This is a genomic window from Thermus sp. NEB1569, assembly GCF_022385295.1.
GTDB lineage: Bacteria > Deinococcota > Deinococci > Deinococcales > Thermaceae > Thermus > Thermus scotoductus.
The window spans coordinates 2,023,225-2,035,888 of record NZ_CP092445.1 but is presented as its reverse complement, the minus strand read 5'-3'; the positions used below and the strand labels follow the sequence as shown (position 1 = coordinate 2,035,888).

Here is a 12,664-nt window from a genome sequence, read left to right as displayed (position 1 = left end):
TAACATTTAGAACCTCCTCCTCGAGGCCCAGCGGGCCAGCAGGCTCGTCAGGGTGATGAGCCCGAAGAGCACCAGCCCCGCAGCCCAGGCCTGGCGGTGCCAGTCCTCGTAGGGGCTGATGGCAAAGGCGAAAAGCCGCAGGGGAAGGGTGTCCATGGGCTTAAGGGGGTTTAGCTCCAAGAGGGGACTGCCAAAGGCGGTGAAGAGGAGGGGTGCTGCTTCCCCCGCCGCCCGGGCGAAGGCCAGAAGAACCCCCGTGATGAGCCCGGCCCGGGCCGTGGGCAGGACCAGGGAAAGGATCACCCGCCAGCGGGGAAGCCCCAGGGCCAGGCCGGCTTCACGGATCTCCTTGGGTACCAGGGCGAGGACGCCCTCGGTACTCCGGGCCAGGATGGGGATCATGAGGAAGCCCAAGGCGAAGGCCCCCGAGAGGCCCGAAAACCCCCCCATGGGCTTTACGATGAGGATGAAGGCCAAAAGCCCAAAGAGGATGGCGGGCATGCCGTTTAAGGTGTCGGAGAGGAGGCGGAGGTACGGGTTTACCGGATGGTCGGGATACTCGGCCAGGAGGATCCCGGCGGCCAAGCCAAAGGGCAGGGCAATGAGAAGTCCCAGTCCGTCCACGATCAAGGTACCCACGATGGCTTGCCTGAGCCCCCCTCCGGTTTCCCCGGGGGGGCGCATATCCTTAAGGAAGAAATCCAGGTTAAGGGCGCCTGCCCCTTGGCTTAAGGCGTAGGCCAGCACCAAAAGCAGGATGAGGAAGGCAAGCCCCGTACCCAGGCCCACCAGGGCCATCATGAAGCGCTCCTTGCGGTAGCGGGCTCGAAGGGCCAGGTTCTTTTCCAGGCTCCTCAGGTTGCCGGCAGGAAGCATCACAGCACCCCCTTGACCAGGCGCTCCTGGCGCCGGAGGACGTAGGCCGCCGCGAAGTTCACCGCCATGGAAACCCAGAAGAGAAGGAAGCCCACGGCGATCAAGGCGGAAAGGTGCAGGTCCTCCACGGCCTCGGTGAACTCGTTGGCGATCACGCTGGGCATGGTGGCCGCCCCGCCGAAGAGGGTGTAGGGGAGCTTGTGGGAGTTGCCGATGACCATGGTGACCGCCATGGTTTCCCCCACCGCCCGGGCCAGGGCCAAAAAGGCCCCGGCGATGATCCCGCCCCGGGCCAAAGGAAGGATGGCCATGCGCATCACTTCCCAGCGGGTAGCCCCCAAGGCGTAGGCGGCTTCCCGATGCTCCTTGGGCACCAGGGCGATGGCATCCCGGGCTAAGGCGGCGGTGTAGGGGACGATCATGGAGGCCAGGATCAAAACGGCGGTCATCAGCCCATATCCCGTGGGTACCCCCAGAATGGGCACCAACCAGGGCGCATGCTCCGCCGCCCACATGTAGAGGGGAAGCTGTACCTGGTCCCGGATCCACGGGGCTAAGACGAAGATACCCCAAAGGCCGTAGACCACGCTGGGCACCGCGGCCATGAGGTCCAGGAGAAAGTTGATCACCTGGGCGAGCCACCTGGGGGCATACTCGGCGGCGAAGATGGCTGCGGCCAGGGCGGGGAAAAAGGAGAGCAAAAGAGCCGAAAGGCTCACGATCACCGTGCCCAAGATGTACGGCCAGGCCCCGAAGGACTTCTGGATCACGGGGTCCCACTCCCTACCCAGGGCAAACCCCAAAAGCCCAAAGCGCTTCAGGGCCAGGCTTCCCCCTTGGTAGAGCTCGTAGGCCATGAGCAGGGCCAAGGCCACCACGCCCAGAGCCAGGAGAAGGAGGGCCCAGGCAAAGATCCGGTCGCCAGAATGGGTGTACAGCCGCTTCATGGACAACCCCTTTTCAAGATAAGGAGTGGCCCGGGAAAAGGCCACCCCTGGGGCAAGGGTGTTTCTAGCGCCCCGTGATCTCTTTGCCGATGGGCTTGCCCTGGTAGGTGACCCGGGAAAGGAGGGCCAGGGCCCGCTGTTGGGGCACGGAGGCCAGGGCCCCGTAGGTGAGGGGCTCGTTGTACTTCTGCCCGTCGGTGAGGATCCACTTCACGAACTCCACCAGGGCCCGGGCCTCAGCCTCGCTCTTCACCGCCTTATTGACGGAGAGGTCCTCGTAAAGGAGGAGGTAGGTGAAGCTGGCGATGGGGTAGCCGTCGGGAGCTGCGGTGTCGGTGATGGAGACCCGCATGTCCCCGGGGAGGGGCACGTTGGCGGCGGCCTTGATGCTGGGGAGGTCCGCCAGGATGAACCGTCCCGACTTATTCTGCACCGCCCCGTAGCTCAGGTTGTTCTGCTTGGCATAGGTGACCTCCACGTAGCCGATGGCCCCAGGGGTCTGTTTGACCACCCCGGCCACGCCCTCGTTGCCCTTGCCTCCCACGCCCACAGGCCACTGGACGCTGGTGCCCCGCCCCACCTTGCTGGCCCACTCGGGGGAAACCTTGGAAAGGTAATCCACCCAGACGTAGGTGGTGCCGGAGCCGTCGGAGCGGTGCACCACAGTGATGGGCAGGGGAGGAAGCTTCACATTGGGGTTGAGGTCCTTGAGAGCAGGGTCATTCCACGTCTTGATCTTGCCCAGGTAGATGTCCGCCAGCACGGGTCCGGTGAAGCGCAGGGGTTCCCGCACCCCAGGAAGGTTATAGACCGGGACCACCGCCCCCAGGGCATAAGCGATGTTGAGGGCGTTGGTTTTGAAGCGGGTCTTCACATCCTTCATCACCTGGTCGCTTAAGGGAGCGTCGCTGGCACCGAAGTGCACCGTCTGCTCCAGGAACTGACGGATACCCCCGCCGGAGCCGATGGACTGGTAGTTGATGCGCACCTTACCCCCGGTGAGCCGGGTGTACTCGTCCCCGTACTTGGCCATCAGGGGGTAAGGGAAGGTGGCCCCTGCCCCCACCAGGGTAATGGTGCTTTGCGCCCACGCTGACGCTGCAAGTGCCAATGCTCCCAAAACCGTTGCCGTTAGCCGTCGCATCCGAAACCTCCCACCTGTACTCTGGCAGCCCTTTGTCAGGAGAAGGTCAAGGCGTTTGCCTGGGGCTTCCCCTCGAGGCCCGCCAGGTTGTAAAGCCCCTGGCGGATTACCGCGCCCCCCAAAAGCCTCTCCCCCTGGTAGAACACGGCGCTTTGCCCTGGGGTCACGGCGAAGACCGGGGTGGCGAAGCGGAGGCGCAAGGGGTTTAAGGACTCCACCTTGGCCCTTACGGGAGGGGTGCGGTAGCGCACCTGGACCTCCACTTCCTCGGGAAGCTCGGCCAGGAGGTTGGCTTCCTCCCCCTCAAGTCCAAGCCAAAGGGTAGCCTCCCTTGGCCCCACGTAGACCACGTTGGCCAAGGGGTCCACGCCCACCACGTACCGCTCCAGGTGGGGCTTGAACAGGCCGAGGCCCTTTCGCTGGCCGATGGTGTAGAGGCTTGCTCCTTGGTGTTCTCCCACCACCTCCCCGGTGAGGGCGTCCACCAGGGGACCGGGGCGGACCTTGAGCCTTTCCCTCAGGAACTCCTTCAGGTCCCCGGCCACGAAGCAGAGGTTCTGGCTTTCCGGCTTCCTGGCGGTGGGAAGCCCGGCCCTTTCCGCCAGGGCCCGCACCTCAGCCTTGGTCATCCCCCCCACGGGGAAGAGGAGGTGGGGCAGGGCCTCCTTGGGGGTTCCCCAGAGGAAGTAGCTCTGGTCCTTCAGGGGGTCTATTCCCCGGAGAAGGCTTTCCCCCTCCCGGCGCACGTAGTGCCCCGTGGCCACATAGTCCAGGCCCAGGCGCTGGGCCTGCTTGAGGAGGGCCCCGAACTTGACGAAGGTGTTGCAGCGGGCACAGGGGTTGGGGGTGCGGCCCCTGGCGTAGTCCTTCAGGAAGGGCTTTATGATCTCCTCCTCAAAGGTCTCCCGGTAGTCCAAGAGGTAGAAGGGGATGCCCAGGGTTTCCGCCACCCTGCGGGCCTCGTAGGCGGCCTCGGGGGTGCAGCAGCTTTCCCAGGCCCGCCCCTTGGGGGGGATATCCAGGGTGGGCCTTGGGGGCTCCTCGGGCCAGAAGCGCATCATGGCCCCCACCACCTCGTACCCCGCCTCCTTCAGGAGGTAAGCGGAGACGGAGGAGTCCACGCCCCCAGACATGGCCACCAGAACCTTCTTGCTCATGCCACCACCCGTTCGCCCAGGGCGGCCTCCGTGCTCCTTATGGCCACCTCCGCCATCTCCGGGGTGGGCTCGGCCACGGTGAGGGCCTGGAAGCGGAAGCCAAGCTCCCTCAAGAACAGGGAAACGGGGTCGTTGTGCCGGGCGGAGAAGTAGAGGAGCTCAAAGGCCAAGGCCGCCACCACCGGCAGGAAGAGGACCCGGGCCAGGAGCCGCCACCAGAGTACCTCCGGGGCGGGGATGAGGCTGTAGACCAAGATGGAAACCACGATGACGAAGGCGAGGAAGGTGGTGCCGCACCGGGGGTGGAAGCGGGGCTGGGCCATGACGTTTTCCACGGTGAGGGGAAGCCCCTTTTCAAAGGCGTGGATGGCCTTGTGCTCCGCCCCGTGGTACATGAAGAAGCGCCTGATCTCCGGCATCCGCCCGATGAAGAGGAGGTAGCCCACCAGAATTCCCACCTTGAGGAGGCCGGCCAGGAGGTTGTAGAGAAGGGGGAAGCGGGCGGCATCCAGGAGGAGGCCGGCCAGGAACCCCGGCAGCACGATGAAGAGGGCGATGCCCAGAAGGAGGCTCACCGCCACCGTGCCCCACAGGGCCCCCTTGGGCATTTCTTCCTCACCCCCCACCAGCTCGGCGCTTCTGGCCAGGGCCCGGTAGCTCACGGAAAGGGCATCCCAAAGGGCCACCACCCCCCGGATCAGGGGGAGCTTGGCCCGGGGGTAGCGCTGGCTTAGGGCGGGCTCCTCGTGGCGCTCCACGTGGATTTGGCCGTCGGGAAGGCGTACCGCCAGGGCCCAGGCCCAGGGAGCCTTCATCATCACCCCTCGAGGGCCGCCGAACCCCCTAGGGCCACCTGCTTGGCGAGAAGCAAGAGAAGCCGCATCCCTCCCATTCTGCCACGGGGGCGTGGTATCTTCCAGGCGTGATCACCTTGCATGCTTTAGAGGCCACGTTGGCGGAGGGAAAGGCTCCTTTGAAGGTGGTGTGGGTGAAGAAGGGGGAGCTTACCCCCCAGGGAGAGGCCCTGGATGTCCGTCTGGGAGGAGTTCTAAGGCGGGCCATGGCCGGGGCAGGGTTCAAGGGGGAGGCGGGGGAGCACCTCTTGCTTTCCACCCCCGAGGGGCATTTCCTCCTCTTCGGCCTGGACGAGGATCCCCGGGCCACGGGGGGAAGGCTGGCCCAGGCGCTCGCCAAGCTATCCTTCCCCGAGGTTCTGGTGGAGGCCCTCGAGGCCTACCCCCTGGCGGAAGGGATTCTCTTGGGGGCGTACCGCTTTGACCGCTACAAGGGCTCCAGGGAGGAAAAGCCCGTGGCCATCCAGCTTTCCGGAGCTAACCCGGAGGAGGTGGAAAGGGCGAAGAAGGTGGTGGAAGGCGTTTACTGGGCCCGGGACCTGGTGAACGAGCCCCCCAACGTCCTCACCCCGGAGGCCCTGGCGGAGGCGGCCCTTTCCCTTAAGGCCTTCGGGGTAGAGGTGGAGGTTCTGGACGAGGAGGCCATCCAGGCTTTGGGCATGGGGGCCTTTTTGGCGGTGGCCCAGGGCTCGGAAAACCCACCCCGTTTCATCGCCTTGCGCTATGCTCCCGAAGGCGCCGAGGAAAGGCTGGACCTGGTGGGTAAGGGGCTCACCTTTGACTCGGGGGGCTACTCCCTCAAGCCCACCGAGAGCATGGCCACCATGAAGGGGGATATGGCCGGGGGAGCAGCGGTCCTCGGGGCCATGAAGAGCGCCGCCCTCCTGGGCCTGCCCGTGGAGATCCGGGGCTACATCGCCGCCTGCGAGAACATGGTCTCGGGCCGGGCCTACCGGCTTGGGGATGTCCTCAAGACCTTGACCGGCAAAACGGTGGAGGTGATGAACACCGACGCCGAGGGAAGGCTTACCTTGGCCGATGCTCTGGCCTATGCGGAAAGGCAAGGGGCCAGGCGCATTCTGGAACTTTCCACCCTTACCGGTTCGGCGGTGGTGGCCTTAGGGGAGGAGGTGGCTGCCCTGTTCGCCACCGAGGAGGCTTGGGGAAGGCGGGTGGAAGATGCCGCAAGGCGGGCTGGGGAGAAGGTCTGGCCCCTTCCCTTGGAAAGGGCCTACCGGGAGAAGCTGAAAAGCCCCGTGGCCGACCTTAAGAACGTGGGGGACCGGAATGGCGGCGCCATCACGGCCGCCCTCTTCCTGGCGGAGTTCGTGACGGTGCCCTTGGTGCACCTGGATATCGCCGGGCCCGCCTTCACCAAAAAGGCCCATGCCCTGGGCCCGGAAGGAGGCACGGGGTTTGGGGTGAGGACGGTCCTCGAGGTGGCCCGGGGGCTCACCGATACCACCCCAGCCTGACTTGGTCAGGCTGGAAGCCCCGGTAAACCACCCCAGCCTGCCTTGCGGCAGGCTGGCCCCGGTTGTGCGCCATAAGGTTTCCCCACCCTGCGAGAAAAGCGGGGTGGGGAAACTTTCCCGGGATGGGCCCCGGTGAGAAGGTATTACTCCTGGCAGTTGGGGCAGAGCCCCCTGAACTCCAAGCGGAAGTTCTCCAGAGCCCAGCCGGACTTCTCGGCGGCGGCCTTTTGTGCCTGGGAAAGGTCCAACTCCGGCAGGTTCTTCAAGAGCAGGTCCTCCACCTTCCCGCAGGAGGTGCAGACCAGGTGCACGTGGGGTTCGGTGTAGCCGTCGTAGCGGGTCAGGCCCTTGGGGTCGCGGAACTCGTAGATGAGGCCGTGTTCCCTGAGGACGTGGAGGTTCAGGTATACCGTGGAGAGGCCGATGTCGTAACCCCGCTTCTTAAGGCCGTTGTAAAGCTCCTCCGGGGTGGGGTGGACGTTCTTGCGATCCAGGTAGCTGAGGATCCGCTCGCGAGGCAGGGTGTGCCTGAGCCCAACCGCCTTTAGCCGCGCCCGGTAGTTTTCCTTTTCCCTCATCCTTGGCATAGCTCCTCCTTCCTTTCCATTCCAGTATACACAGGCTGTGTACAAATGCAACACCCAAATTGGGTAAAAGGTGGTATAGACTTTCCCTCTCTTTTTGGGAAGGGTTTTTCTCAGGGAGCTATGTACACGTCAAAACCTCCATAGGGCATAACCCCAAGGGACTTCCGCGCCTTCCTCCCCCTGCACCCCAGAGGGCAAGCGCCCAAAGGGTGAGCAGGTCCAGCCCCGCCCGGAAGAGGCTCTGTCCCAGCCTCCCGTGCTTCTTGGGCCTCACCGGACGCACCCGGTGCAGCACAAGCCCCGTCCGAAACGCCCACACGAAGGCCAGGCTCAAGGGGACCAAAAGCCGCGAAAGCCTCTCCCCCCGCGTCACGTGCGTGGCCTCCAGGTCAAATCCCCGCCCCTTCAGGGCCCCAAAGAGCCGCTCTATCCCCCACCTGAGCCCGTACACCTCCAGCACCCGGTGAGGGTCCAGGTCCGTAGCCACAATCAGCCACTCCCGGACCCCAAGGCGCAACCCCACCACCCACATGCGCCGCCCGTAGACCCAGTACCGCCGCCTGGGCACCCGGCTCTCTCCCACCTTCAGGGAGGCAAAGAGCTCCCAGGCCCGAGGGCCCGAGCCCAACCGCCACATCCGGGTGTTGGCCTTGATTCGGATGCACCGGGGGATGCCCTTCTCCTCCAGGTACCGGAACCACGCCTCCCCTATGAACTCCCGATCCGCCAGGAACCCCTCCACCCGGAGGTGGGGGAAGTGGGCCCTCAGGAAAGCCAAGGCCCTCTCCATCAGGGCGATGCGTTCGGGGGTGGAGGAGTTGCCGTCGTGGGGAAGGAAGCTCCAGAACAGGGGGACGGCCAGGCCTTGGTACAGGAAGGCCAGCATCAGGAGGTTGACCTTGCTCTTCCCCAGCTCCCACTCGGTCCGGTCCATGACCAGGAGGAGCCCTTGGGGTCGGAGGAGGGCGAAGATGAAGCGGGCATAGCCCTCCCCGTCCAGCCCCGGCCAGGCCAAGAACCGCTGGAACCTTCGGTAGGCGGAGCGGGGGTCAGGGCTGGCTATGGAGCCGAGGGAAAGAGCGAGTCTGGGGCCGCTTGTGGTGCGGGCGGTGACCAGAGCCATCACCAGGGCGGCCAGGAAGGTGAGGCGCCTGAGGTCGGCCTTCCAGTATCGCTTCAAGGCGTTGATGAGTGGGGTAAGCTGTTCCATGGGGACCACCTCCTATGGGTACCTGCCCATCCACGTGGGCGCAGGTCCATCCTAAAGGGGTGGTCCCACGTTTTGACGTGTACTGAGCTCAGGGAGTGTTCCCCAAGTTTAGGTAAAGTTCCAGGTTCTTCCATTATGCCATACCCTTCCAAGGCCACGGGTTGTCCGCGGTATAATGGACCCATCTTGGAGCGGCCCGTCTACCGCATCCTCCACCTGGTCTTCGCCCTGGGTTTGGCCCATGCCCTTTTCCTTTTGGGGCAGGAGGGGGTCAGGGCGTATGAGCTCGCTCGGGAGCGGGCTAGGCTGGAGGAAGCCCTGCGCCAGGCGGAGGCCCGGGTGGCCCGCCTCGAGGCCGAGGTGAAGGCGGTCAAGGATCCCGCTTACCTGGAAGCCCTGGTCCGCAGGTTGGGTTTTGTGCGGCAAGAGGAGATACTAAGGAGGCGATGAGGGAAGACCCGGCGGCACTCTTTCTGGAGGATGAGGCCCTCACCGACGGCCTCACCGATGAGGAAGCGGAAACCCTTCTTTCCTGGCTTTTGGACCTGGCGCGGGAGGCCACCCCTCAAGAGCTGGCCCATCTGAGAAGGCTGGGGCACGAGATCACCCGCCTTTCCCGCGACTATGGCCTGCCGGTGGAGGAGCTCATCGGCCTGGTGGAACTGGCCTGGGGCGGGGCCGAGGCCCCGGGTCTAGAGGCCTAAAGGACCAGGGCCTTTAAGAGCTCCCGCACCTCGGAAAGCCTGGGGGGAGGGGGAGTGAGGCGGTAGATGAGGGAGACCTGTAAGGCGGCCTCCTCCTCGAGGGGTTTGAGCACCACCCCGGGGTGGGGGAAGACCCGGTAGGGGGCCAGGGTAAGGTAAACCCCAACCCCGGCGGCCACCAGGCTCACCGCTTGGGAAAACCGGGCCACCTCCCGGGCCACCCGGGGCGTGAAACCCGCCCGGCGGAACACCTCCATGAAGGCCTCGTAAAGGGGGGGCAGGGTTTCCTTGGGGAGAAGGAGGAAGGGAGCTTCCTTAAGGGCTTTGAGGGGCACCCGTTCCCGGTGGGCCAAGGGGTGCCCTTCGGGCAGGGCCACCACGATGGGCACCTGCAAAAGGGGTTCCTGGCCGATGGCGGGGTCCTCCACCCTTAGCCCCGCAAGCCCATAGTCCAGCTTCCCCTCCCTTAGGGCCTTCACCTGCTCGGGGGTGTGCATTTCCAGGATCTCCACCGGCTGGCCTAGGCCCCGGCGCAGATGGTCCAGGAGGGGCATGAGGTCGGGAAGGAGGTTCTCCGGCACCCCGAAGCGAAGCTCCTGCCGCCCAGCCCGGCGCACCCGTTCTTTAAGCGCTTCCGCCTCCTCTAAAAGCCGCTTGCCCTCCTGCTTCAGCACCTCCCCCGCAGGGGTCAGGCGGAAAGGTCTGCGCTCGAGAAGCCTTATTCCCAGCGCCTTCTCCAGGGCCTTGATCTGCTGGGAGAGGGCAGGCTGGGAAAGATAGGCCTTCTCCGCTGCCCGGTGGAAGTTCCGTTCCTCGGCCAGGAGGAGGAAAAGCCGCAGGCGGCGCAGATCCATGATAAAATAAACTTATCACACCGCTCCAGGCTTTTCTATTGGACAAAAGGCTCCCCTTGACCCAGACTGAAATGAGGAGTCGGTGTAGTGTAGTTTTGCATGCAAGGGGGGAGGATGACCGCAGTGGAGGAAGTGCTCAAGCAGGCCCTAGAGGCCCTTTCCCCAGAGGAAATGGCCCGGTTCAGGGAGGAGGAAAACCGGGAGTGGCGGGAGTCCTTGGAGTACGTGCTCCGGGTGGAGGGCTTTGCCAGGGTGGAGGAGCTTTTGCGCCTTCTGGACGAGTACCTTTACCTAGAGGGCTTCTTCCCGCAAAACCGCCTTTCCACCCCCTACCTGAACACCATTCCCCAGCATAAGGAGCCTCCTTACCCAGGGGATCTGGGGTTGGAAAGGCGCATCGCCAACATCCTGCGCTGGAATGTGGCCATGATGGTTACCCGGGCCAACAAGAAGGCGGACGGCATCGGGGGGCATATCTCCACCTACGCCTCCATCGCGGAGCTTTACGAGGTGGGGTTCAACCACTTCTTCCGCGGGCCCGAGGCGGGGCTGGACCGGGACCTGGTCTTCTTCCAGGGGCACTCCTCCCCTGGCATCTACGCCCGGGCTTTTTTGGAGGGAAGGTTAAGCGAGGCTGACCTGGAGAACTTCCGCCGGGAGGTGCATCCCCCTGTGCCGGGTGGCCGGGGGCTTTCCAGTTACCCCCATCCCTGGCTGATGCCGGATTTTTGGGAGTTTCCCACGGTCAGCATGGGCCTTGGCCCCATCCAGGCCATCTACCAGGCCCGCTTCATGCGCTACCTCGAGGACCGGGGCCTGAAGCCCAAAAGCACCGCCAAGGTCTGGGCCTTCCTGGGGGACGGGGAACACGACGAGCCGGAAACCGTGGGGGCCTTACACCTGGCGGCCCGGGAGAACCTGGATAACCTCATCTTTGTGGTGAACGCCAACCTGCAGCGCCTGGACGGGCCCGTGCGGGGGAACTCCAAGGTCATCCAGGAGCTGGAAAGGCTCTATAGGGGTGCGGGCTGGCGGGTGATCAAGATCGTCTGGGGCTCCGCCTGGGACCGGCTTTTGGCCAAGGATAAGGAGGGCCACCTCCTGAGGCGGTTTGAGGCCCTGGTGGACGGGGAGTCCCAGCGGTACGCCGCCTTCGGGGCCAAGGAGCTCAAGGAGCGCTTCTTCAACACCCCCGAGCTCAAGCGGCTCATCGAGGGCATGAGCGACGAGGAGCTGGATGAGCTAACCCGGAGCCGGGGTGGGCACGACCTGGTGAAGATCCATGCCGCCTACAAGGCGGCGGTGGAGCACCGGGGAAGCCCCGTGGTCATCCTGGCCCGCACCATCAAGGGCTACGGTATGGGGCCCACGGCCATGGCCAAAAACGTGGCCCACCAGGTGAAGAAGCTCACCGAGGAGGACCTGAAGGAGGCCCGGGCCTTCTTGGGCATTCCCGTTCCGGAGGAGAAGCTTTCCGAGCTTCCCTATTACCACCCGGGGCCGGACTCCCCTGAGGTGAGGTACCTCCTGGAGCGCAGGAAGGCCCTGGGGGGCTTTGTCCCTGAGCGCCGGGTGCGGTTTACCGGGGGCCTCGAGGTGCCGGGGGAGGAGTTCTTCCAGGAGTTCTACGAGGGCACGGGGGGGCGGGAGATCTCCACCACCATGGCCTTCGTGCGCATCCTGGCCAAGCTCCTCCGGCATCCCAAGATCGGCAAGCTCATCGTCCCCATCGTGCCCGACGAGGCCCGCACCTTCGGCATGGAGGCCCTGATCGCCCAGGTGGGCATCTACTCCCCCCAGGGGCAGCTTTACATCCCTGTGGACGCCGGCACCCTCACCGCCTACAAGGAGAGCAAGGAGGGCCAGATCCTGGAGGAGGGCATCACCGAGGCGGGGGCCATGGCGGACTTCATCGCCGCCGGTACCGCCTACGCCCACTGGGGCATCCCCACCATTCCCTTCCTCATCACCTACTCCATGTTCGGCCTCCAGCGCATCGGGGACCTGGTCTGGGCGGCGGCCGACCAGCGTACCCGGGGCTTCTTCCTTGGGGCCACCGCCGGGCGGACCACCCTGGAGGGGGAGGGTTTGCAGCACCAGGACGGGCAGAGCCACATCTACGCCTTGGCCGCCCCCAACCTCTTGGCCTACGACCCCGCCTTTGCCTACGAGTTCGCCGTGATCCTCGAGGACGGCCTCAGGCGCATGTACCGGGAGGGGGAGGATGTCTTCTACTACATCACCATCGAGAACGAGAACTACCCCCACCCCCCCATGCCCGAGCCCAGGGAGAAGGTGAAGGAGGGGATTCTCAAGGGCCTTTACCTCTTCCGCCCGGGGGAGGGAAAGGGCCCCAGGGTGCAGCTTCTGGGCTCGGGGCCCATCCTGCCCCAGACGGTGAAGGCCCAGGAGCTTCTTAAGGGCTACGGGGTGGTGGCGGATGTCTGGAGTGCCACCAGCTATAAGGCCCTCTACTACGATGGCATAGAGGCGGAAAGGGAAAGGAGGCTTCTGGGGAAGGCCCGTAAGCCCTATGTGGCCGAGGCTTTGGAGGGGCACGAGGGCCCGGTGGTGGCCGCCAGCGACTACCTCAAAGCCTTGCCCAACCTCATAAGGGGGTATCTGGACCGGCCCTTCTGCGCCCTGGGCACCGATGGTTTTGGCCGCTCGGACACCCGGGAGGCCTTGAGGGATTTCTTTGAAGTGGATGCCCGGCACATCGCCTACGCCGCCCTTGCCCTTTTGGCCGAGGAAGGCCAGGTGCCGGCTAAGACCTTGGCCAAGGCACGGAAGGAGCTTGGGCTCGAGCTTTTGGAAACCCCGCCCCACAGGAGGTAAGGGGGTATTCTGGAGGGC

11 protein-coding genes and 1 pseudogene are annotated in these 12,664 nt (G+C 64.9%); 4 read left to right on the top strand and 8 right to left on the bottom strand.

The genetic code is table 11. The features are described 5' to 3' along the window. Positions 1–6: 6 nt before the first annotated feature. The 5 genes and pseudogenes from pstA to MI302_RS11575 all read right to left on the bottom strand — a co-directional run bounded on the left by pstA (position 7) and on the right by MI302_RS11575 (position 5,016). Positions 7–876 carry a phosphate ABC transporter permease PstA gene (gene pstA / locus MI302_RS11595; RefSeq protein ID WP_015716046.1) on the bottom strand — a complete coding sequence of 290 codons (870 nt, stop codon included), beginning with the start codon at positions 874–876 and terminating at the stop codon, positions 7–9. After that, positions 876–1,823 (bottom strand): phosphate ABC transporter permease subunit PstC, encoded by a 948-nt coding sequence (gene pstC, locus MI302_RS11590; protein WP_234944432.1) that lies wholly within the window; start codon positions 1,821–1,823, stop codon positions 876–878. The genes pstA and pstC overlap by 1 nt, the downstream gene beginning before the upstream one ends. A 64-nt stretch (positions 1,824–1,887) precedes the next feature. Then, entirely contained in the window at positions 1,888–2,967 is a 1,080-nt protein-coding gene (pstS, locus tag MI302_RS11585) for a phosphate ABC transporter substrate-binding protein PstS (protein ID WP_239725854.1), read from the bottom strand. A gap of 35 nt (positions 2,968–3,002) precedes the next feature. Beyond that, positions 3,003–4,124 (bottom strand): tRNA 2-thiouridine(34) synthase MnmA, encoded by a 1,122-nt coding sequence (gene mnmA / locus MI302_RS11580; protein ID WP_239725853.1) that lies wholly within the window; start codon positions 4,122–4,124, stop codon positions 3,003–3,005. Further along, a pseudogene (locus MI302_RS11575) lies at positions 4,121–5,016 on the bottom strand (DUF1385 domain-containing protein). The gene mnmA and the pseudogene MI302_RS11575 overlap by 4 nt, the downstream one beginning before the upstream one ends. A gap of 30 nt (positions 5,017–5,046) precedes the next feature. Here MI302_RS11575 and MI302_RS11570 point away from each other — a divergent pair. Next, positions 5,047–6,453, top strand: coding sequence for a leucyl aminopeptidase (locus MI302_RS11570; RefSeq protein WP_239725852.1), 1,407 nt, complete (start codon positions 5,047–5,049; stop codon positions 6,451–6,453). Positions 6,454–6,596: 143 nt separating this feature from the next. Here the strand turns inward: MI302_RS11570 and MI302_RS11565 are convergent, their stop codons facing one another. Together MI302_RS11565 and MI302_RS11560 are read right to left on the bottom strand one after the other, a co-directional pair. Continuing rightward, positions 6,597–7,040 (bottom strand): Fur family transcriptional regulator, encoded by a 444-nt coding sequence (locus MI302_RS11565; RefSeq protein WP_126164438.1) that lies wholly within the window; start codon positions 7,038–7,040, stop codon positions 6,597–6,599. A gap of 118 nt (positions 7,041–7,158) precedes the next feature. Further along, complete coding sequence (locus MI302_RS11560) at positions 7,159–8,250, bottom strand: IS4 family transposase (RefSeq protein ID WP_014514485.1); 1,092 nt, start codon at positions 8,248–8,250, stop codon at positions 7,159–7,161. 135 nt (positions 8,251–8,385) lie between these two features. Between MI302_RS11560 and MI302_RS11555 the strand changes: the two genes are divergently transcribed. Together MI302_RS11555 and MI302_RS11550 are read left to right on the top strand one after the other, a co-directional pair. Further along, positions 8,386–8,700 (top strand): septum formation initiator family protein, encoded by a 315-nt coding sequence (locus tag MI302_RS11555; protein ID WP_015716055.1) that lies wholly within the window; start codon positions 8,386–8,388, stop codon positions 8,698–8,700. Then, a complete protein-coding gene (locus MI302_RS11550) occupies positions 8,697–8,954 on the top strand; it encodes a hypothetical protein (protein ID WP_019550587.1) in 258 nt (85 codons plus the stop codon). The genes MI302_RS11555 and MI302_RS11550 overlap by 4 nt, the downstream gene beginning before the upstream one ends. On the opposite strand, the gene MI302_RS11545 is transcribed toward MI302_RS11550, so the two are convergent. Next, the gene (locus MI302_RS11545; RefSeq protein ID WP_019550586.1) at positions 8,951–9,808 is read right to left on the bottom strand and encodes a LysR family transcriptional regulator; all 858 of its coding nucleotides are present in this window, start codon (positions 9,806–9,808) and stop codon (positions 8,951–8,953) included. The genes MI302_RS11550 and MI302_RS11545 overlap by 4 nt on opposite strands. Before the next feature lie 114 nt (positions 9,809–9,922). On the opposite strand from MI302_RS11545, the gene aceE reads away from it, so the two are divergent. Continuing rightward, the gene (gene aceE, locus MI302_RS11540) at positions 9,923–12,646 is read left to right on the top strand and encodes a pyruvate dehydrogenase (acetyl-transferring), homodimeric type (protein ID WP_370687349.1); all 2,724 of its coding nucleotides are present in this window, start codon (positions 9,923–9,925) and stop codon (positions 12,644–12,646) included. Positions 12,647–12,664 lie beyond the last annotated feature (18 nt).